This is a genomic window from Sneathiella sp. D3-11 (genome assembly GCF_055809395.1).
This window is the reverse complement of record NZ_CM147911.1, coordinates 1,837,287-1,859,455: the sequence shown is the minus strand read 5'-3', so window position 1 is coordinate 1,859,455 and position 22,169 is coordinate 1,837,287. Positions and strand designations below refer to the sequence as shown.

Below are 22,169 nucleotides of genomic sequence, written 5' to 3'. Positions count from 1 at the left end.
AGTCGCGTCAGACCCTCTTTGGTTTGCGGAACAGGGTGAGAATACGGCCGTCGATCAGGGCGAGGCCCGCGAAGATGATGGCGGTCCCGACTAGAGAAAGGGGGTGGATCGCTTCACTGAGGATACCCACTCCGAGGAGGAGTGCGGTCACCGGGATCAGGAAGGTGACCAGCAGAAGATTGACGGCGCCGGCCAGCGCGAGAAGCTGAAAATAGAATATATAGGCAAGCGCGGTTCCAAAAATCGCGAGCGCGACGACGGCGGAGAGACTGGTCCAGTCGGGGCTGGCCGCGAAAGGCTCATCGACAATCAGCGCCACCGGCAGCATGATCACGCTGGAACAGGCGAGCATCCCAAAAGCGTTGACCAATGCTGATGTCCCCTTCAGGCGCTTGCCCCAGATCCCGGCGAATCCGTATGAGAGCGCCGCGCCAAGAATGGCAATCTGCCCGATGCTTTCGAAATTGAACCCCTCCGCCAGGCTCGGTTGCATCATCACCACCACGCCGCCAAAACCAATCAGCACGCCCAGAAACTTATGACGGTTGAGTTTCTCGTCCGCCGTAAGGAAATGCGCGAGGATGACCGCAAAGAGCGGCGTTGTGGCATTCAGGATTGAGGCGACGTTGCCGGTAATATGGGTTTGGCCCCAGACGATCAGGCTGAACGGAATGATATTGTTCAGCAGTCCCATCACCATAAAGATTCCCCAGAGTGACAGGTCGCGCGGGATCGCCTCGCCTTTTAGCTTAAGATAAGTAAAAAGGGCGAGCGCGGCGAGCAGCACCCGGAGACAGACAATGGTAAGGGGCGTGAAATCAACAAGCGCCAGCTCGATAAAGAAGAAAGTGCCACCCCAAAGGACAGATAGCGTCAGCAATATAAGCCAGGCACGCGACGACATTCCTAACCCTCATATCCGAAACATTCGATGCGCCTACAATGTCACTTCCCGCCCGCTAAAACTATCCGAAATCAGGTATGATATTCGAATTTGGCTTTCCCATGGACAAGGGAGTCGAAGATTGATAGCTTTTGCGCCGTCATAGGGGAGTAGTCCGCTCAATTTCGGTTGTGTGAGCCTGTCAACATACTCGAGCCCTCAAGGCTTGTGGCAGGTTCGTATTGCAAACAAATGCAGTATCGACAAGACCTAAGGCAAATAACGGCCCATTTGCGGGAGGCCGCTGTTTGTCTTTGGTTTATTGTCCCGCCGGTAGAGATTTATGGAAGCCTTTATTACCTCTGTTGTTACTGTCGCGCTCGCAGAGATCGGCGACAAGACCCAGCTTCTCTCCCTCTTTCTGATTGCCCGTTTCAACAAGCCATGGAGCATTATCGCCGGGATACTGATTGCAACGGTTCTTAATCATGCGGCATCGGCCTGGGCGGGGGTGTGGCTTGGACAATTTCTTCAAAGTGACTTTGGGGTATGGATCATCGGCGGTAGTTTTATCGCGGTCGGACTCTGGCTGCTCTTCCCTGATAGGGAGGAGTCGCCGACATCACGGTGGGATACCTATGGCGCCCTTATTGTTTCCCTGATACTGTTTTTTCTGGCCGAGATCGGCGACAAGACGCAAATCGCGACGGTCTTGTTGGGTGCACAGTTTGGCGCTCCGGTTCTTGTCACTCTTGGCACGACCCTTGGTATGCTTCTTGCCAATGTACCGCTCGTCCTATTTGGCGCGGGTCTTATGAGATATGTACCTTTGCGCGCCGCGCGGGTCATCGCGGCTGTGGTATTTATAGTGACGGGTGTCTATTCGCTCATGACAGAACTTGCCTGATCTTCATTGATACGGCGGTCGCAGGGGGTTTGATCCGTATCAATGCCTTTACCCCCAAGATAAGGGATTATCTATCAACTAAATGGTCTTTCAGGAGAATACATCGTGGATACAAAAGCAGTCGAAAAGCAATTACGGGACAAGCTCGCCGAGGAGGTCAATCGGCTGGAATCGATTGAGCAGCGGCTTCGCGGCACTCACAGTGCCTCCTTCGGGGAACAGGTCATCGAGCGGGAGGGCGATGAGGTTGATGAGCGTCTGGAGGAAAGCATTATCCATGAGATTGAGATGATCAAGGCGGCGCTTGATCGGATCGAGGCTGGCAACTACGAAATCTGTTCTGCTTGCGGGGAGCAGATCAATGAGGCCCGGTTGGAAGCGCTTCCCTATACGACACTTTGTATTACTTGCGCGCGGGAAAGAAGCGGGAAGATCCTCCGGGCCTCATAAGGTCAGGACGGATCCTGCATACAATCTGCGAGGCCATCCGCCAATGTGTTCATCATCGTAAAGTAAAGCTCCGTGCCGGGTTCGAGTTCCGCACCAAGAGGGTCGAGGGCGCCGAGCCTGACCGGGAGCCCTTCTGCGGCGGTTTGTAACAGTCGGTCATCAAACTGAGGTTCCCGGAAGATGCAGACAGCGTTGGTTTTCTGTATTTTTTCCCGGATTTCCTTCAGTCGCTTCGCCGAGACGGGTGTGTCCGGTTCCAGCGTGAGAGAGCCAACTGCCATCAAGTCGTAGCGCGCCTCTAAATAGGGGTAGGCATCATGCAATACGATATAGGCCTTCCCCTTTAACGGGGCGAGGCGGGTGCGCAATGTCGCGTCAAGATCGTTAAGCCGGGCGATCTGTTTTAGTGCATTTTCTTTATAAACCGTCCGGTTTTCCGGATAGAGGCGACCCAACTCGTAAGCAACGGCACGGGTTATATATATGGCGTTTTCCGGATCCAGCCAAAGATGTAGATTATCCGCCTCAGTGCCATGGCCTTCATGATTTTCATGACCCTTGTGATCCTCATGACCCTCTTTTTTGTGGTCCTCATGGTCGTCGTGGTCATCACTATGCGCATGGCTGTGACCATGATCATGCTCGTCCCAAGCGCCCCCTTCGCGCTGTTCCAGGAGTTTTACGCCCTCCGCGTGGGAAAGTGATACCTTGCGTACATCTTCGGGCAGGGATTCCAGCGCGTTCTTCAGGAAGCTTTCGAATGCTTCGTCGATGTAAAAGATGGCTCCGGCATCCTGCATGTCGCGCACCTGTGACGGTTTAAGGGAGAACCCATGCGGCGAGGAGATGCCGGTGATGAGAAGCTTAGCATCCCCCGTCTCGCCCATGACGCCCTGAACCAGAGAATGCAGTGGCTTGATTGTGGTCACAACGGTCACTTTTTCAGCGGCAAGAGCGGTTGCGGGAAATAGGAATAGAATGAGAAGGCGGAAGAAAAAACGCGTCATGGAAGTCCAAATTTCAAGTTAGAGGTTGCGAAGAACCGTAAATGTTATATTATAACATAACCATGTCAACCTGCCTTTTGGAAAAAAGAAATGCATAACTGTACAACCCATAGCGACTGTATTGCGGAGGCGCTCCAGCGGGCAGAGGATATCTGTGACGCGCGTGGTTTACGCTTTACGGATGTGCGGCGCAAGGTTCTGGAACTGGTCTGGCAAAGCCATGGGCCGATCAAAGCCTATGATATTCTTGATCAATTGGATCAACGGATTGCGTCAATCAAACCGCCGACAGTCTATCGTGCGCTGGATTTTCTCACCGAAAACGGCCTCGTGCACAAGATCAACAGTCTCAATGCTTTTGTTGGCTGCGGTCATCCTTTAAAACATCGCGAATGTTATTTCCTGATCTGCTCCGATTGTGGGGAGGCGAAGGAATGCTGCAATCTCGATATCGTAGACGCGGTGGCGAAGACCAGTTGGCGCAACCAGTTTGAAATAAAAAATGTCACACTTGAGATCACCGGCGAATGCAGTGACTGCCGCGGAGTCCACTAATACATGACTGAATTGCTCTCCGCCCGTCAGATCAGCGTGTATCGCGACGGAAAAACCATCCTTGAGGATGTATCGCTCAGCATTGGCGAAAAGGATTTCATCACCATTATCGGGCCAAATGGCGCAGGTAAATCCATGCTGCTGAAATGCATGATGGGATTCTATGCGCCGTCCAAGGGAGAAGTCGTGCGTCGTGCCGGCCTAAAAATCGGGTATGTGCCGCAGCGGTTGGTGGCGGATCATACGGTGCCAATCCGGGTACGGCGGTTTCTCACCCTGCGCAAGAGGGCGCCGAAGGATGTTTTGCTGAATGTGGCGCGGGAAACGGCGATAGAAGAGATACTCGATCAGCCGATCCATGTGCTCTCTGGCGGGGAGCTGCAACGGGTATTGTTGGCACGCGCACTTCTGGATGATCCGGACCTTTTGGTGCTGGATGAACCGGCGCAGAATCTCGATGTGACGGGCCAGCTCGCTTTCTACAAGCTGATTGAGAAAATTTACGCTGAGCGAGATGTCAGCATCCTGATGGTATCGCATGACCTGCATCTGGTGATGTCGAGCACGCGGGAGGTGGTTTGCCTCTATCATCATATTTGTTGCCATGGGGAGCCGAACGTGGTGACGCGCGATCCGGAATTTATTTCGCTGTTCGGCAATGATATGGCACGGCTTATGGCGGTTTATAACCACAGCCATGATCATAACCACAACCATGATGAGGCGTCCCACCCTCACGACCACTCCCAATCCCATACCCACGAACACCTGGAAAAACTTGATGGTTGATGATTTTATCCTCCGCGCGCTTGCGGCGGGGATCGGCGTTGCGCTGATTGCTGGACCGCTGGGCTGCTTCGTGGTATGGCGGCGGATGGCATATTTCGGCGATTCGCTCGCCCATAGCGCCCTTCTCGGCATTGCGCTCGGCCTGCTTTACGGCATTAATATCAATCTTGGTACAGTCATCGTCTGCACTGTGTTTGCGCTTCTGCTCGTTTGGCTGCAGCAACGCCGGGTGCTGGCGACGGATACCTTGCTGGGTATTCTTGCCCATGCTGCGCTCTCCATCGGGATGGTGGCCTTGAGTTTCCTCAATAATGTCAGTTTCGATCTCTACAGCTATTTGTTTGGCGATATTCTGACCGTCCGGATCAGCGATCTTTACTGGATCTATGGCGGAGGCCTTCTCGTAATAGGCTTGCTGGTTTTCAACTGGTCGTCGCTGACCCTGATGACCCTGCATGAGGACCTCGCCCGCGCCGAAGGCGTGAATACAGTCTGGGCGAATATCCTTCTCATGTTGTTGATGACCATTGTCGTTGCGGTGTCCATTCGTATCGTTGGCATCCTTCTGATTACTTCGATGCTGATCATTCCGGCGGCGACGGCGCGTCAGCTTGTCTCCTCCCCGGAGAGTATGGCGATCTGGGCGGCTGTCTTCGGGCTGATCGCGGTAGTCGCCGGGATTTCCGGCTCTGTTGAGTTTGACACGCCCTCCGGTCCGAGTATTGTCACCGCGGCGGCGATCATCTTCGCGCTTCTTTCCATCGTAGCGGCGATGCGCCGACGTTCTTGATTGCCGTCAATGCGATGAAAAGTTGAATCTTGTCATTGGCTTGCCCGGGCAATCTGTTAGGATCACGCATCCATATAACAGGCATGATCAAGGGATGGAAATGACAGGGTCGATGAAAGCCAGAACGGGCGGGCAAATCCTCGCCGATCAACTTGCAATTCAGGGAGCGGATACAGTTTTCTGTGTACCGGGGGAGAGCTATCTCGCCGTGATCGACGGCCTCTATAACCATGCCAACAGCATCCGGATGATCAACACACGACATGAAGGCGGCGCGGCCAACATGGCGGAAGCATATGGTAAGTTCACCGGTCGGCCCGGCATCTGTATGGTGACACGCGGGCCCGGCGCGACCAATGCCTCGATTGGGCTGCACACCGCCTTTCAGGACAGTACGCCGATGATCCTTTTCGTCGGGCAGGTCGGGCGCGACGCCATTGATCGGGAGGCATTTCAGGAAATGGATTACCGCCGTGTCTTCGGCGAAATGGCGAAATGGGTCGCCGAAATCGACGATGCCCGCCGCATTCCGGAATATGTCAGCCGTGCCTTTCATACAGCATTGTCAGGGAGGCCGGGGCCTGTCGTGCTTGCCTTGCCTGAAGATATGCTGACCGATGTGGTGGAAGTGTCGGACATCGCGCACCCCGCAAAAGCCCCAAACATTGCGCCGGCCGCTGCGGATATGATGGCGCTGGAGGCGCGACTTGGTGCGGCGGAGCGCCCCTTTATGATTGTTGGCGGCGCGACATGGACCCAGGCGGCGGTGAAAGATATTGAGGCGTTTGCCGAAAGCCACGGCATACCGGTTGGCGCATCGCTCCGCTCACAGGATTGTTTCGATAATCGTCATCCAAATTACGCGGGCGACGTAGGCATTGGTATCAATCCAAAACTTGCAAAACGTATTAAGGAGAGCGACCTTCTTCTTGTCGTCGGGCCGCGCCTTGGGGAGATGACGACACAGGGCTATACCCTAATCGATGTGCCGAACCCGGCAATGCCGTTGGTCCATGTCCATCCTGGGGCGTCAGAGCTGGGGCGTGTTTATCTTCCCGATATTGCGATCAACGCCCGAATGCCGGAGTTTGCATCCGCTGCGCGCGCCATGGCGCCAGGGGGTGTGAAGGCGCGCGAAGGCTGGGTCATGAATGCCCGCGCCGACTATCTGGAGCGGATCAAGCCGACCGAGGTGCCGGGTCCGGTCAATCTTGGCAAGATCGTCGCTTACCTGAATGACACCTTACCCGAAGATGCGATCATCACCGCCGGGGCCGGGAACTATGCCGTTTGGGCGCATCGCTTTTTCCAACATAAAAAATATCGCACCCAGCTTGCACCGACCAGCGGGGCGATGGGCTATAGCGTGCCCGCTGCGATCAGCGCCAAACTTACAGCACCCGAGCGGACCGTGGTCAGCTTCAATGGCGACGGCTGTTTCATGATGCTGGGCCAGGAGCTGGCGACGGCAATGCAGTTTAACGCCGCCGTCATCTTTATTATCGTCAATAACGGTATGCTCGGGACTATTCGTATGCATCAGGAGCGGACATATCCGGCCCGCGTGCACGCAACCACTCTCGCCAATCCGGATTTTGCGGCGCTCGCCCGAGCCTATGGGGCCTTCGGGGAGAAAGTCACCCGGACGGAAGATTTTGCGGATGTTTTTGCAGCGGCGCAGGCCTCCGGCAAGGCAGCGGTAATTGAGATCATTGTTGATCCGGAGGTATTAACCCCGGAACAGAGCCTCTCGGCCGCGCGCGAACAGGGGCAGAAAACAACAGCATCTTAAGGAAGGAACAGGAAATATGATCGATCTCTATACATGGGGTACGCCGAATGGCCGGAAAGTCTCCATCCTGCTGGAAGAACTGGGCCTGCCCTATGAGGTGAAACCCATTGATATCACAGCCGGGGATCAGAAAACGCCCGAATTTCTGGCGATTTCACCCAATGGCCGCATTCCGGCGATTGTCGATCATGACACCGGTGTTCGGATGATGGAATCCGGCGCAATCATGCTCTATCTCGCAAAGAAGGCGGGCGGCAAGCTGATTCCGTCGGACGACGTCGGTTATTGGCAGATGATGGAATGGCTGATGTGGCAGATGGGCGGTCTCGGGCCGATGGCGGGGCAGACGCATCACTTCGTCCGCTTTAATCCGGGCAAGGCACCCTATGCGGAGGAACGCTACCTCAATGAGGCAAAACGGCTTTACGGTGTGCTGGATACCGCGCTATCTGAACGTGACTATGTCGCCGGAGAGTATAGCGTTGCGGATATTGCGATCTGGCCTTGGATATCAAGATTTGAGTGGCAGACAATTGATCTCAATCAGTATCCGAATGTAAAAGATTGGTATAACCGCATAGCGGGTCGTCCGGCAGTGCAGAAGGGTTATCACATCCCTCATTATGTATCTGACGTTCCCGTTCCGGAATGATAACGAGAATAAGTTAGAAATATTTCCGACCGTTAAGGGTTAATAAACAGGTTATTTCTATGTTGAGTTCAAGGAGTTCAGTACAACAACAAAAATACGAAGGCGAAGGACCTGGTTTGAAAAATGAACGGGCTATTCATTGGTGAAGGAACGCTTCTTGTTCAATGTGCCGAAGAGTTTCGGCGTGCCGGCGGTGAAATCACCGCGATAATGACCCGTGAACCGCGTGTTCGCGCTTGGGCCGAGGCGGAAGGTCTAACTCTTTTCGGCGACCCACAGGATGAAGGGCTCAAGGATCTAACCTACGATTATCTTTTCAGTGTCGTCAATCTGACGATTTTTCCGCAACATCTTCCGGTTCAACCAAATAAATTTGCCATCAACTTCTTTGATGGACCGCTGCCAAAATATGCCGGTATCAATGTCACGTCCTGGGCGCTAATGAATGGCGAGACATCCCACGCCGTCACCTGGCATGAAATGCTCGCCTCCCCGGATGAGGGCCGTATCCTGAAATCACGCGTGGTTGAAATCTCGCCAGATGAAACCTCAATGAGCCTCAATGCAAAATGTTATGAGGCCGGGCTTGCCTCCTTCACTGAGTTGATCGGGGAACTCAAAACCGATACCGTCCGCCCGCAAGAGCAGGACGCAGAGAGAAATCGCTACGAAGCCGAGAAACGGCCTGAAGCTTTGGGCGCACTTGATTTCACAAAAACAGCCAGTGAGCTTAATCGGATTGTCCGCGCGCTTGATTTTGGAGCCTATGCCAACCCGCTGGGCACGGCGAAGCTATGGACGGGAAAATCTGTCTCTCTAGTTGGCTCGCTCGCCATAAAGGATGGTCCTGCCTCCAACGCGCCGGGACAAGTTGTTGCGCTGGACAACGATGGAATCACGATATCCGCAAGCGATCATGATGTCACAGTCGGGGCGTTTCGCTGCCTCGCCGGAGAACCACGCCACCCAAACGCTGTCGGGCTGCAGGTAGGGGCGCAAATCCCACTGGTTCCAGTCCTTTCCGATGAAGACCTCACGACAATCGCAAAGGCAGAACTTTATTGGCAGGACGCGCTCGCGGTCGCGCAGCCATTACAATCACCCTATCCGTCGAACCGGGATACAGCAGCAGGTGTCATTTCTGCGCCCATGCCGCTCGATCAACCGCTTGACTTGGACGAAGGGGCTGCCGGTTTTCTCGTCTGGCATTCCCTGTTGATGGGGGCGAAGACAGTTTCCTGCGGTGTTGATGGTGGCACTATGGCGCATCCGCTGATCGCGGAGAGCCAGCTTGTCACTATGCCGGTCGAGGCATCGGCCAGTGTGAAGGATACACTTCAGTCATTTGCCAAAATCAAAACGGAAGGGGAAAATAAAGGCCCCCGAAGTATCGATCTGATTGCCCGCCTGCCCGATACGGCGACGCGCGATATAGCTTTGCGGGCGTTGAACGTCGCGGTCACCGCGAATGACAGAACGGATGCGGAGCTATTAGGCGACCGTCTGCTCGTTCTTGCGCTTGGGGATACCCCGCGCCTGATCGCCAAGACAGGGCTTTACGCGCGCGATATCCTCGCTGCCATGGGGCGTGACCTTGCCTTCTTCCTGAATGCTTTTGCGTCACAGAAGGACACAGGGTTAAAAGACCTGCCGCTGACTGATCCGAATGAGAAGCAGGCGGGCATGAATGCCATGGGCATCGACTATCCGCGTGATAAACGTATTCACGATGTAATTCGCGAACAGGCGGCGAAAACCCCTGATGCCATTGCACTGAAAGCTGATGATGATGTGCTCACTTATGAGGAGTTGGAGGCGCGCACCGATCTGCTCGCTGCCGCTCTTGCGGCGCGCGGTGCGAAACGGGGCGTAATCGTTGGATTATGTCTGGAACGATCGACCGATTTAATCGTTTCCCTGCTTGCCATTTTGAAGACCGGTGCGGCGTATCTGCCGCTTGACCCGGCCTATCCGGCAGAACGTGTTGCCTTCATGATTGAGGACAGCAATGCGCCGTTGATCGTCGCCAGCCCGACGACCGAGTTCAAATTCCGGCTCGATCCAAAGAAAATTGTTTACCCGGATGCTACCGATGGTGACTTCACGGCTCCAACCGGAGAGCCGTCTGACCTCGCCTATATGATGTATACGTCGGGCTCAACCGGCACGCCGAAAGGTGTGATGCTGACCCATCAGAATATCGTCAACTTCTTTACTGGCACCGACCTGACCGTCCCCCATGACGGAGAGGTACGGTTGCTTGCTATCACATCGGTTTCTTTTGATATCTCGGTGTTGGAGATTTTCTGGACGCTGGCGCGTGGCTTTACCATCGTGCTGCAGACGGACGGCGTTTCCTCGGCGACGGTTCCGGGTTTCAGCCTGTTCTACTTTGCGTCCGAAGCGTCTGGAAGCGGGCCGGAGGCGTATCGTCTCTTGCTGCAGGGCGCGAAATTTGCCGATGACAACGGGTTCGAGGCGGTCTGGACGCCGGAGCGGCATTTCCATGCCTTTGGCGGTTTGTATCCCAATCCGGCGGTGAGTTCCGCCGCCGTGGCCTCGATGACCAAGAATGTCGGCATTCGCGCAGGCTCCTGCGTGTTGCCGCTGCATAATCCGGTTCGGCTGGCTGAAGACTGGGCACTGGTGGATAATATTTCCGCCGGGCGCGCCGGGATCGCCCTTGCTAGCGGTTGGCAGCCTAATGACTTTGTGCTGCAACCGGAAAATTTTGAAAACCGTAAAGATGTGATGCTGGATGGTGTCGATACCCTGCGCAAATTATGGCGCGGCGAGAGCATCAAATTACCGAACCACAAGGGCGAAGAGATTGAAGTTTCCACCCTGCCGCATCCGGTAAACGGAGATATCCCGCTCTGGCTAACGGCGGCGGGCAACCCGGAAACCTTCGCCGCAGCAGCCACAAAGGGTTGTTATGTGCTGACCCATCTGTTGGGCCAGAAATTCGAGGATGTGGCCGAGAAAATCCGCGCCTACCGCATGGCCTGGCGTGAGGCCGGGCATCCCGGTAACGGAAAAGTCTCTCTCATGTTGCATACGTTTGTGGGGGAGGATGAGGATCAGGTGCGCGAAACAGTACGCGGGCCGATGAAGGGCTATCTCAAAAGCTCGGTCGATCTACTCCGCCGGGCGTCGTGGAGTTCTCCTACCTTCAAGCAAAAGGCCGATGCAAGCGGCGTGACGCCGCAGGAAGTCTTTGAAAAGCAAGAGCTTACCGACGAAGAGACGGATGCTCTCCTTGATCACGCGTTTGAACGCTACTACCAGACCAGTGGCTTGTTTGGCACACCGGACAGCTGTCAGGAGCTGGTGCGCGAGATTGCCCGCATGGGTGTGGACGAGATTGCCTGCCTGATCGATTTTGGTGTTGATACGGATCTCGTGCTGAAACATCTCACCTATATCAACGATCTGAAGAATAATCTGCTTGCCGAAGGCGGGGTTGCACGTCAGGCCTCTGTCGCGGAACAGATTGTCGAGCATGACATCACTCATTTCCAATGTACCCCATCGATGGCCTCCTTCCTGGTGGCGGAAGAGGCAGGGCGGACGGCGCTTGGCCGGCTCAAGGTGATGATGGTTGGCGGCGAAGGCTTTCCACCCGATCTCGCGCGAAATTTACGCTCCCACTTAAAGGGGTCGCTTCTGAACATGTATGGCACGACGGAGACGGCCGTTTGGTCGTCGGTCGCCAATCTTGAAACAGTGGAAGAAACGATTCCGTTGGGTGAGGCGATTGCCAACACGATCTATTCCGTCCGCAATGAATTTGGTCAGGCACTACCGAGTGGTGTTGCCGGGGAACTTTGGATTGGTGGCGATGGCGTCGCCGATGGTTACTGGAAGCGTGAGGAGTTGACGGCGGAACGCTTTCTCGATACCGCTGAAGGTCGCTTCTATCGGACCGGTGATTTGGTCCGCCATATGCCGAACGGTAATCTTGAATTCCATGGTCGCATGGATAATCAGGTTAAGGTGCGTGGTCACCGGATTGAGCTTGGCGAGATTGAGGCAAAGCTTGGTGCGCTGGATGAAGTCAAAGATGCGGCGGTCACGGTTTTTGAGACGGGCGAGAGTGACAAACGTCTTGTTGCGTTTGCGACGGCCGCACCGGGTCACAAGATAGACCCACAAGACGTACGCAAAAAACTGGGAGAGCGGCTACCCGAATTCATGACGCCATCGCAAGTGATCGTGCTGGATGTTATGCCGCAAACGCCAAACGGCAAGATTGACCGTAAGGCGCTGCCAAAACCGCAAGGACAGACAAACACAGCAACGGAAGCAGCCCAGAGTGACACAGAAACAGCTATTGCGAAAATCTGGTGCGAGGCGCTGGGCCTTGCTGAAGTGGGCGTAACCGATAATTTCTTTGATCTTGGCGGGCATTCCCTGCTGGTAGTGCAGGTGCAGCGGCGGTTGAAGGAACTGTTCGACAAGGAAGTGGCCATTACGGACATGTTCCGTTTTTCAACCATTCAGGCACTGGCCGGTCATCTCGATGGTGACGGCAAGGCGGATGGAGAGTCGTCGGCGGCCAAGCGCGGGGCAGAGCGCGCCGCGGCGCGGCGCGCCCGGATGGCGAGAAGAACAGGGGCAACTGTACAATAAATGTGACTTTTGGCAGGATGAGAACTTGTCAAGGTAAACAAACCGCCGGTTACGGTGGAAATGAGCGAGAAAATGACAGACAGCATTGAGGGAATTCAGGCTTCTGAAAGGATTGCTATTGTCGGCATGGCCGGCCGGTTTCCGTCTGCGCGCAGCGTATCGCAACTTTGGAACCTGCTGGTGAATGAGCGGATCGGTACGCGCTGGTTCACTGATGAGGAAATGCTTGCCAATGGCGTCAGCCCGAGAGAATTGGCGGATCCGAACTATGTCCGCGCGGCAAACTATTTGCCCGATATGGAATGCTTCGATGCCGGTTTCTTCGGCTTTTCCCCGCGAGAGGCGTCGATCCTCGATCCGCAGCACCGCCATTTCCTTGAATGTGCGTGGGAGGCGCTCGAAGATGCGGGCCATATGCCCGAGAATTTCGATGGGCGGATCGGTGTTTTCGCGGGCTCTGGTTTGCAGGCATATCTACCGTTCAATCTACTTACCAATCCGGACCTTGTGGAAGAAATTGGCCTGTTCCTGCTTCGTCACACAGGCAATGACAAGGACTTTCTCACCACACGTCTTTCCTATCTCCTGAATTTGCAGGGCCCCTCCGTGGCGGTGCAGACGGCCTGCTCGACATCGCTTGTTGCTGTGCATCAGGCAGCGGCTAGTCTTCTTTCCATGGAGAGTGACATGGTAATTGCCGGTGGTGTGTCCATCGAGTTGCCACATCGCCATGGCTATAAATTCGTCGAGGGGGAAATTCAGTCACCGGATGGCCTTTGCCGTCCTTTTGATGATGACAGCGAGGGAACGGTGTTTGGTTCTGGCGCGGCGATTGTTGTTCTGCGCCGTCTGGAAGATGCGCTTGCTGATGGCGATGATATCAAGGCAGTGCTGATCGGTTCCGCCGTGAATAATGACGGCGCGCAGAAGGCGGGTTACCTCGCCCCCAGCGTAGACGGGCAGGCGGAAGCGGCGGCCGAGGCTCTTGCCATCGCCGATATCCCGGCGGAAACCGTCAGCTATATCGAGGCCCATGGCACGGGCACGCCGGTTGGCGACCCGATCGAACTTGCGGGTCTTTCCCAGGTCTATGGTGAGGGCGGGGTTGGCTATTGCGGGATTGGGTCGGTCAAGAGCAATATTGGCCATCTGGATACGGCGGCGGGCGCAACCAGCTTGATCAAGGTGGTGGAGGCCCTGCGCCATGAAACCTTGCCTGCTTCGCTCAACTACAAGACGCCGAACAGCCGTTTTGATATAGCAAACAGCCCCTTCTATGTGGTGGCGGAAAACAAGCCCTGGCCGTGCGGGAACGTTCCGCGCCGGGCTGGCATTAATTCGCTTGGCGTTGGCGGCACCAACGCCCATGCGATTATCGAGGAAGCGCCCAAGCGACCAGATAATATCGACGCTGAGAGCTGGCGGCTGTTTCCCTTTTCCGCGCGGAATACACAGGCGCTGGACGGATTACAGGAAAAATGGCGGGAATTTGTCGCTACGCCGGAAATGCCCTCGCTTGCCGATGCTGCTTATACCTTGCGCCATGGGCGTAGGGAGTTTTCAGAGCGTCGGACTTTTGTTGCAAAGTCCAAAGACGATCTCAAGGCTGCGCTCTGGAATGATGTAGCGGAGCATGCCGTGTCGGGTGCCGCTGGAAACGCTAAGGCGGAGGTTGTCTTCATGTTTCCGGGCGGCGGCGCGCAATATCCGGGCGCGGGCGCAAATTTACTGGAAAGTTCCGATGCGTTTCGGGCGGCGGTTGATGATTGTTTCGCGCAGATGCCGATGGATGCGCCTGCCGATCTTCGCAGTGTCATGTTCGAAAAATGCCTCGATGATGCGGATGCGCGGGCGAAGATGGAGATGTCGGGTTATGCCATTCCGGCATTGTTCATCCTTGAATATGCATACGCGAAAATGTTCATCAACTGGGGTGTGGAGCCCGCCGCCGTTCTCGGACATAGTGCGGGGGAATATGCAGGCGCAGTGATCGCCAAGGTAATGTCGGTCGCTGACGCCCTTAAAATTGTTGTCTGGCGCGGCAAGGTAATGGACGCCGCTGACGCGGGCGCGATGAGTATTATCCCGGCGCCACGGGAAAAGGTAACGGAACTGATTGGTGACCGGCTTGATATTGCCGCGCTGAATGCGCCTGATCTTTGTGTTGTCTCGGGCGAAATTGCGACTATCGACGCGCTGGAGAGTGAGCTTAAGGGCACGGAATATGAGGCCACGCGTGTGCGTATCAATGTCGCCGCCCATAGCCGCATTCTCGATGATCAGCTTGATAATTTTCGAAATGGCATACAGGGCATTCAATTGACCGAGCCGGAGATCCCTTTTGTCTCTACTTTGCGTGGGAATTGGCCGGAAAATGGTGATTTTTCGACCATTGACTATTGGGTCGAGCATTTGCGCCGGACGGTCCGCTTTGCCGATGCCATACAGACGGTGCTTGAAAAGCCGAACAGGATCCTGCTGGAAGTGGGGCCGGGCCAAACGCTGGGTCCGCTCGCGGAGATGAGCCGGGGGGCGAATGAGCCGCTTGCCGTGATTTCGTCGGGCCGTCCACCGAAAGAGACGGATGACGATATGGCACGGGCGCTGGCGGCGGCAGGGCATATCTGGACAGTTGGCGGCACGCTCGATTGGGATAGTTTGCCGGGGGCGGGTGGGCGCCGTGTCTCCCTACCGACCTATGCCTTTGCGCGGGACCGCCACTGGATCGAGCCGGGAATTGGCCGAACGGCAGAGGCCGGGGAGGCAGACGCAGAAATTGCCGTGCATCTCACCCGGCAGGAAAATCCCGACGACTGGTTTGTCACGAAAAGTTGGAAATACTCTCCGGCTCCACCGACGGAAGCGCAACATGGCGGCCATTGGCTTATCTTTCATGGTGGCGACCCGGTTTCCGACGCCGTTGTGGCGGAGCTCTCCGATCGGCGGGAGGCGGTTATTATTGTTCGGCCGGGAGTCGAGTTCCGCAAAGAAGACGAAGGTTATCGACTTGCCCCCGACGTGGCGGAGGATTACGACGCGCTCTTTGCCGACCTGGCGGAGTTGCCGAGTCATATCATCCATGCCTGGCCGATGGCGGCGGCGGTTGAGGGTCAGGAAGGGTTGTTCGACAGCGGCTTTTGCCTTGCTCGTGCCATTCAATCTGCCGACCCATCGGAAGATATGCGTCTCACTTTTATCGGAAGCGGCGGCTTTTCCGTTGCCGGAGAGCCAGCGCCGTATCCCTCACTTGGCACGTTGATCGGTCCTGTGCGTGTCGCGCCACGGGAAATTCCGGGGTTAAGCGCCCAGTATATTGATCTGGAGCCAGCGGAAGATCCGGTCTGGGCGGCGCATGCAATTCTTGATGAACAGGGCGGCGCCACCGCAGATGACTGCATCGCCTTTCGCGCGCATCAACGGTATGCGCAGCAACTTGATTCTCTGTCCGCCACTCCGGCCGAAGGGTTGCCCAAACGGGTGAAAGATGGCGGGCGCTATCTGATTACCGGCGGCGTGGGCGGCATCGGGCTGGAACTCGCGCGTTATCTCGGCACAACAGCCAACGCGAAAGTCGCGCTGATCGGTCGTTCCAGATTCCCGGGCAGGGCGGAATGGGACGTCGTTCTTGCGAAACATCCAGACAGTCATACGGCTTATGCTATTCATGCGATCCGTGAGATAGAAGCGGCAGGTGGAGATGTCCTGATCCTCAGCACGGATGTGACAAACAAGGCGGCCATCGGGAAAGCAATTGAGAAAGCGCGTTCAGAATTCGGCGGTATTGACGGGGTTTTCCATGGTGCAGGCATCATGGACGATGCGCCGATGCTCGGCAAAAGCCTTGAAGATACGCACAATGTGCTCGCGCCGAAGGTAGATGGCGGTGAGAATCTCTCGACACTGCTACCGGACGGGGAACTGGATTTCTTTGCGGTCTTTTCCTCCACCTCTGTTATTACCGCGCCGCCGGGTCAGGTCGACTATGTCGCGGCGAACAGCTATTTGGAAAGTCTTGCGGCGTCGCGCCGTGATGGTCTGGCAATTTCCTGGGGTGTTTGGCGTGATATCGGCATGGCCGCACGCGCCTATCGGAATCAGGAAGAGAATGTTGTTGGCCCCCATCCGCTGCTTGGTCCGATGGAGACGGATGAAAAGGGCGGGTTCTCTTTCACGTCCTATTATGATCCAGCGGAACTCTGGGTACTGAACGAGCATGTTGTTGGGGGCGTCCCGGTTTTGCCGGGAACGGCCTATATCGAGATTGCCCGTGTAGCAATGGAACAGGCGGCATCGGGGCGCAAATGGGAAATCCAATCCCTCTCGCTTTTGAGTCCGATGGTATTTGCGGATGCCGTCCGTGCGCGGGTTGTGGTTACTCTCACGCCGACGGAGCGCGGGTATGATTTCAAGGTGCAGAGCAGCGCCTCCGCAGATGCGCCGTTGATCGAGCATTGCCACGCTAATCTTGTTCTGAAGCGATTGACGGATCGTAAGCTGCCTGCAGGTTTGCACGCGACGGGCAATCTCTCTATTTCCGATAGCAGCGGACAGGATCTCGCAAGAGGAGTTGATCGATTTTGGTCCACGCTGGGACAATGTTGGGCAAATTCGCGTTGGTTCGAATATTGTTGAGGCGGATTTCGCCCTGCCTGAGGCATTTCTTTCCGATCTTGGTCAATATACGGCCCATCCAGGAATGACGGATACGGCGGCAACTATCGGCCTGAACCTGCTGTCCGATGTTGGCAGTGAAGGCGCTTTCTATGCGCCGATGTCGGTGGATCGCCTGCGTATTCTGGGGCCGATACCGGCACGGTTTGTGGCACGGGCACGTCTTGTTGCGGAAACGCCGGGCCGGTTCGCGAGCTTCGACGTTGTTTTCTCCGATGAGAAAGGCACGCTCCTGATGATTTTGGAGGGATTCGCACTCAGCCGGATAGAAGGCACCAGCTTCGATACCGCCAGTGCGCCGGAACAACTCGTGGATATAATGATTGCGCAAGGTATTGCCGCCGCGGATGCACCTGCTGTGTTCAACCGTGTGCTGAACTCTGATGCGCGGGCGATCGTCGTCTCCCCGACATCGATGGCTGATATCGCTCGTGAAATGGCTCGGATCGGCGCTCAGCGACGCAAAAAGGCTGATGGCAGCCGTAAAGAACAGGGCGGCGTTGATACCGTTTATGCAAATTCAGTTGAGAAAACGATCGCTGGCTTCTGGTCTGACCTTCTCGGTGTAGATCAGGCCGATCCGGATGCAGACTTCTTTGATCTTGGTGGTCATTCGCTGGCGGCGGTGCGTCTGTTTGCGAAAATCCGCAAAGAATATGAAACCGACCTGCCGCTTGCCACCCTATTTCAGGCACCGACCTTGCGCCTCCTCTCGGATGTGGTGATCGCGAAAGGCAATATTGATGTCGAGGTGACATCACCGTCCGACGGTGCGGATACGTCTGCGGTTGAGGATGGCTGGTCTCCGTTGGTACGGATCAAGAAGGGCGCACCACATGTGAAGCCGCTTTATCTTGTTCATGGAGCGGGCGGGAATGTTCTCAATTTCCGGTCCCTTTCCGGCTATATCGATTCAAAAATTCCGTTTTATGCGCTCAAGGCGCTTGGCTCCGACGGAGAGACAGAAATTCATGAAACCATCGAGGAGATGGCGAGTTGCTATTTGGCCGCGATGCTGAAAAACCAGCCTGAGGGGCCCTATAATCTCGCCGGTTATTCCGGGGGTGGCGTGATTGCATTTGAGATGGCGCAACAGTTGCGCGCCGCAGGTCATGAGGTAGGGAACCTGATCTTCTTTGACACCCTCGCACCGGACGTTGATCCGCAGCCCGTCAGTATTTTTGAGAAAATCTGGACGGCTCGCCACTGGAGCCTCAGCTTCGCGCTAAAGTGGCCGCTTCGTAAGTGGCAAAGCCGCTCAGCCGGGCGCGAAATGGAGCAAATCGCCGAACTTCTCAAGAAGGGAAGCAAAATCCCGGACGAGCTTGTTGGTCAGCGGATGACGAGTGCCTATCTGGCGGCCGAACATCGCTATCGCCCGTCTGATTATCCAAACGATGTGCTCTTGTTCAAGGGCAGCCAGGCGAGCATGGACTTCCTGCGGGCGGGTCCGAAACTTGGTTGGGACGAGTTCGTCTCTGGCGATATCGAGGTAATGATTTTTGATTGCGACCATTTCAATATGATGATCGATCCGACAATCAGCGAGATTGGCAAGATCCTGAATGAGCTATTGCTTAATCAGTGACAGGCATGCCGGGGACATGTGCCTTATAAAAGGTGAGGCTGTCTTCGATCAATCCGTGATCGGCGAGATTGGTGTGATTTCCATCTGCGTAGGTCCTGAATGATTTTGGTTCCGTCGCTTCGTCAAACAGCCGCCGGGCGGTGGTCATACGGATGGCGGTATCCTGCTCCCCATGCAGCATGAGGAGCGGTGCGTTTATCGCCTTTATCCGGTCAATTGAATCATAGCGTTCCCGTGACATAAGACGGCAAAACGGCAACCCATGATAAGCATCTGTGAAATAATCGCAAAACCGGGCGAAAGCGGCTTCAAGGGTCAGTGCAGCAATGGGCCGCTCCGCCGCGAGTCGGACGGCGATCCCTGTTCCAAGACTATAGCCGTGGACAATACGTCTGCTTTTGGGAATTTCTTTCTCTATCAGCTCATTCAGCTGATCATAGAGCGCACGAGCATCTGCGGCAAAAGCCTCTTCCGACGGGGTGCCGCCCTTACCGCTTGATCCACGATAGACGAGAGCGGCCACACCGAAACCCTTGTCCAGAAAGGGTTTCAGCCGCCCAACGGACGGGCCGATAGAGGTAAAGTTTCCCATGAAGTATAGTATTATCGGCGTATCTTCGTCCGGCGGCTTGATCCAGGCAGTGATTTCCGTTCCGTCCTCAGACTTGAAGGTCACTTCACGAGCGCCGTCAAGGCCATAGCTTTTTGGCCCGTCGGTCGCCTGATCGAATTTGTAGATTGATCCGTAAAAGAGGCGCATTCCAACAAATCCGGCGACCACGATCAGGGCAATTAGCACGCCAAGGAGTATGAGGCCGTTCTGCAGGGACATAGAATATTCCGACGCGCTTTTCGGTTGCGTCAGCCTCGTGATTTGATGAGTTTGATGATGAACAGGAACACTACTGCGCCAATCGTTGCGTGGATGATCGCCGCCAGAATGCCGCCACCAATATCAATTCCGATTCTTGGTAAGACGAACCCGGCAATGAAGGCGCCAATAATGCCGACAACGATGTTGCCGATCAGGCCAAACCCGAAGCCCTTTATGATCAGCCCGGCCAACCAGCCAGCGACAGCACCGATCAGCAAGAAGATGAGAAGACTTTCCACTCCCATGACAATCCACCTCTTTCATAGTTCCCGCACTCCTAACATTAGGAAGGGAGGGCGGGCGGGTGTCAAGATGGATTTCTTGATCCTGTCGGAGATGGCAACTTCTCCATTATGGTGCCGAAGGCTCAGCGTTTCGCCAAAAATGACACCATTATGGTACTGAATTTGCCGTAATTTCTTGCTCCATTCACCATAATGGTGGTGTGGTGTTCAGGTATCGCGTGCGGCAAAAAAGGCCTGACGGCTGATCCGTGACCAGCTTTTTGAAAGCGAGAGTGCCGCGCGATAGGAGGTAAGAATCTCTTCCGCCATCGGGTCGCCGCCGACGAACTTGTCCAGAAGGCCCGGCGTTAACTCTCGTGCGCGCGCGAGCAGGTCGGACGGAAACTTGCGAAGCTTCACCTTTTTGTTCTTCACCAGATCTTCAAGTGCGCGGGCATTTTCCCAGTCGGATTCGGAAAGCCCGATCGCATTCTCTGACTGGCACGCATTGGCGACGATGGCTTTCAGATCATCGCTCAATCCCTCAAACGCCGTGCGATTGACAAGACATTCGGCGGTGCCGTTCGGCTTGTTGAATGATGGCCAGTAAAAGTTGGGCGCAGCCTTGTAAAAGCCAAACGCCCGGTCACTCCAGGGGCCGAGAAACTCTGCGGCATCAATCAGTCCGTTCTGTAATCCTGGGAAGATATCTCCCGGCGCCAGCAAAACGGAGGTTGCGCCCATTTCTTCAAACAAATCGCCGCCAAGGCCCGCACTTCGAATTTTGACGCCCCTCAAATCATCGAGTGATTTAATCTCCTTCTTGAACCAACCGCCCATCTGAATGCCTGTGTTTCCGGCCATAAATGGTTTGATATCAAAGGGTTGATAAAGCGTGTCCCAGAGTTCCTGTCCGCCGCCCTGATTGATCCATGCCATATGTTCCAGCGCCGTCAACCCGAAGGGAATAGTGGTGAAGAAGACGCTTGCCTTCGCTTTACCTTGCCAGAAAAAGGACGCAGTGTGTCCAAGTTCGGCTGTGCCGCCGCCAACCGCACCAAAAACCTCAAGCGCGGGCACCAGCTCGCCCGCTGCATAGAGTTTAACTGTTAGCTTGCCATCGCTCATTGCAGTAATTCGATCGGCGAGTCGTTGCGCGGTGACACCGACGCCCGGTGCGCCTTTCGGCCAGGATGTGACCATTTTCCACTGCATTGCGCCGCTTGCGAGGGACGGTGCAGGGAAAACACTTGCGCTCGCCACGCCTACACTGGAGGCGGTGAGAAATTTCCGGCGGGAGAGGGGCTGTTTTTTCATGGTTCCTTCCTTTCCTGAAGGCTGGATTGACTAATCTGGTATATTTTATCAAGGATCAGTGAGGCGAAGCTGCCGGGTCCGGTTGCTTGCTTTGCGGCTTGTTCACCCGCTTTGCTCAGAAGAGAGAGACCTGCTGCCACGGCTTGCAGTCGCTGATCTTGCGGCGCTACCGCAAGGCAAGCCCCGAGAAGTGCCGTGCCTGCACAACCGATCCCCGTGACCCGGCTCATCATCTCATGGCCGCCGGTCAGAGTGATTTCCTCCCTCCCGTCGGTAATCAGATCCGTTGCGCCGGTCATAGCGACGATGGCCCCGGTTTTTTGGGCAAGATCGGCGGGAGTGCCGCCAAGCAGGGTGATTTCCCCCTTGTTTCCCCGGATCAGTGCCGGACCAAGCGTGAGAAGGTCACTCGCATAGGCAGCGCGTGGCGGCGAGCGGTCGATAAAAACAGGATCAAGTATCCAGGGAAGCCCATTGTCATCTGCCGATGAAATGGCCAATTTGATCGAGGCTTTCAGATCTCCGTCAAGGGTGCCGATGTTGACGAGAAGCGCATCCGCGCTTTTCGTGAAACCGGCCACTTCCTCCAGATCCGAAGACATGGAAGGAATTGCCCCAATGGCGAGCAGCATATTGGCTGTGAGCGCTTGCACCACCGTATTGGTGAGACAGTGAACGGCCGGGCGACGGGTATTTAATGCCTGTAAAAGCGGTATAGTTCGGTCCTCGCGCATGCTTTTCCTTCCATTCATTCGTTGAAGGGAAGGGCGCGATGTACATATTTTAGGATGACCCGGCCTCAATTCCCTCCGCCGGTTCTAACCGGATCAGGTTCTGCGGGTCAGCGAATGCTTCTCAGCCGTTTAAGGCACCCCGATGAGCAGCTGTTATCTTAGGGTTTTTCATTTGCTTTGCAATGCGAAAATATGATCAATTTTTCTAACCCGACAAGGTAGAAAAACTCTTGTGACAGGCTGACTGCCTTTATGATAAATTGGTGTTATAAAAATGTGCGGATACCGTTCGGCGGTGGCGCCC

16 protein-coding genes and 1 riboswitch are annotated in these 22,169 nt (G+C 55.4%); of the genes, 10 read left to right on the top strand and 6 right to left on the bottom strand.

What is annotated here, in order from left to right; all coding sequences use genetic code 11:
* Positions 1 to 7: 7 nt before the first annotated feature.
* Entirely contained in the window at positions 8 to 904 is an 897-nt protein-coding gene (locus AC0L73_RS09525; protein ID WP_473653611.1) for a DMT family transporter, read from the bottom strand.
* A 322-nt stretch (positions 905 to 1,226) separates the two neighbouring features.
* Between AC0L73_RS09525 and AC0L73_RS09520 the strand changes: the two genes are divergently transcribed.
* Together AC0L73_RS09520 and AC0L73_RS09515 are read left to right on the top strand one after the other, a co-directional pair.
* Positions 1,227 to 1,790 (top strand): TMEM165/GDT1 family protein, encoded by a 564-nt coding sequence (locus AC0L73_RS09520; protein WP_473653610.1) that lies wholly within the window; start codon positions 1,227 to 1,229, stop codon positions 1,788 to 1,790.
* A 105-nt stretch (positions 1,791 to 1,895) separates the two neighbouring features.
* Positions 1,896 to 2,240 (top strand): TraR/DksA family transcriptional regulator, encoded by a 345-nt coding sequence (locus tag AC0L73_RS09515; protein ID WP_473653609.1) that lies wholly within the window; start codon positions 1,896 to 1,898, stop codon positions 2,238 to 2,240.
* Between the two features lie 2 nt (positions 2,241 to 2,242).
* On the opposite strand, the gene AC0L73_RS09510 is transcribed toward AC0L73_RS09515, so the two are convergent.
* Complete coding sequence (locus AC0L73_RS09510; protein WP_473653608.1) at positions 2,243 to 3,247, bottom strand: zinc ABC transporter substrate-binding protein; 1,005 nt, start codon at positions 3,245 to 3,247, stop codon at positions 2,243 to 2,245.
* Positions 3,248 to 3,337: 90 nt separating this feature from the next.
* Here AC0L73_RS09510 and AC0L73_RS09505 point away from each other — a divergent pair, with 90 nt between their 5' ends.
* The 8 genes from AC0L73_RS09505 to AC0L73_RS09470 all read left to right on the top strand — a co-directional run bounded on the left by AC0L73_RS09505 (position 3,338) and on the right by AC0L73_RS09470 (position 18,716).
* Complete coding sequence (locus AC0L73_RS09505) at positions 3,338 to 3,802, top strand: Fur family transcriptional regulator (protein ID WP_227948454.1); 465 nt, start codon at positions 3,338 to 3,340, stop codon at positions 3,800 to 3,802.
* Between the two features lie 3 nt (positions 3,803 to 3,805).
* Entirely contained in the window at positions 3,806 to 4,591 is a 786-nt protein-coding gene (locus AC0L73_RS09500; RefSeq protein WP_473653607.1) for an ATP-binding cassette domain-containing protein, read from the top strand.
* Positions 4,584 to 5,381, top strand: a complete 798-nt coding sequence (locus AC0L73_RS09495; RefSeq protein WP_227948456.1) for a metal ABC transporter permease — start codon at positions 4,584 to 4,586, stop codon at positions 5,379 to 5,381. The genes AC0L73_RS09500 and AC0L73_RS09495 overlap by 8 nt, the downstream gene beginning before the upstream one ends.
* A gap of 100 nt (positions 5,382 to 5,481) precedes the next feature.
* Positions 5,482 to 7,173, top strand: a complete 1,692-nt coding sequence (locus AC0L73_RS09490) for a thiamine pyrophosphate-binding protein (RefSeq protein WP_473653606.1) — start codon at positions 5,482 to 5,484, stop codon at positions 7,171 to 7,173.
* A 16-nt stretch (positions 7,174 to 7,189) separates the two neighbouring features.
* On the top strand, positions 7,190 to 7,825 hold the full coding sequence (locus AC0L73_RS09485; protein WP_473653605.1) for a glutathione S-transferase family protein: 636 nt from the start codon (positions 7,190 to 7,192) through the stop codon (positions 7,823 to 7,825).
* 123 nt (positions 7,826 to 7,948) lie between these two features.
* Positions 7,949 to 12,457, top strand: coding sequence for a MupA/Atu3671 family FMN-dependent luciferase-like monooxygenase (locus AC0L73_RS09480; RefSeq protein ID WP_473653604.1), 4,509 nt, complete (start codon positions 7,949 to 7,951; stop codon positions 12,455 to 12,457).
* 72 nt (positions 12,458 to 12,529) lie between these two features.
* Positions 12,530 to 17,089, top strand: coding sequence for an SDR family NAD(P)-dependent oxidoreductase (locus tag AC0L73_RS09475; RefSeq protein ID WP_473653603.1), 4,560 nt, complete (start codon positions 12,530 to 12,532; stop codon positions 17,087 to 17,089).
* Positions 17,025 to 18,716: a thioesterase domain-containing protein gene (locus AC0L73_RS09470; protein ID WP_473653602.1), complete on the top strand. Its 1,692-nt coding sequence runs from the start codon at positions 17,025 to 17,027 to the stop codon at positions 18,714 to 18,716. The genes AC0L73_RS09475 and AC0L73_RS09470 overlap by 65 nt, the downstream gene beginning before the upstream one ends.
* Here AC0L73_RS09470 and AC0L73_RS09465 read toward each other — a convergent pair.
* The 4 genes from AC0L73_RS09465 to AC0L73_RS09450 form a co-directional block, all read right to left on the bottom strand.
* Complete coding sequence (locus tag AC0L73_RS09465; protein WP_473653601.1) at positions 18,706 to 19,548, bottom strand: alpha/beta hydrolase; 843 nt, start codon at positions 19,546 to 19,548, stop codon at positions 18,706 to 18,708. The two genes, AC0L73_RS09470 and AC0L73_RS09465, sit on opposite strands and share 11 nt — an antisense overlap.
* A 29-nt stretch (positions 19,549 to 19,577) precedes the next feature.
* On the bottom strand, positions 19,578 to 19,835 hold the full coding sequence (locus AC0L73_RS09460) for a GlsB/YeaQ/YmgE family stress response membrane protein (RefSeq protein WP_227948462.1): 258 nt from the start codon (positions 19,833 to 19,835) through the stop codon (positions 19,578 to 19,580).
* Positions 19,836 to 20,042: 207 nt separating this feature from the next.
* On the bottom strand, positions 20,043 to 21,131 hold the full coding sequence (locus AC0L73_RS09455) for a TRAP transporter substrate-binding protein (RefSeq protein ID WP_473655396.1): 1,089 nt from the start codon (positions 21,129 to 21,131) through the stop codon (positions 20,043 to 20,045).
* Entirely contained in the window at positions 21,128 to 21,865 is a 738-nt protein-coding gene (locus AC0L73_RS09450; protein ID WP_227948464.1) for a hydroxyethylthiazole kinase, read from the bottom strand. Before AC0L73_RS09450 ends, AC0L73_RS09455 begins: the two co-directional genes overlap by 4 nt.
* 52 nt (positions 21,866 to 21,917) lie before the next feature.
* A riboswitch (TPP riboswitch) is annotated at positions 21,918 to 22,017 on the bottom strand.
* Positions 22,018 to 22,169 lie beyond the last annotated feature (152 nt).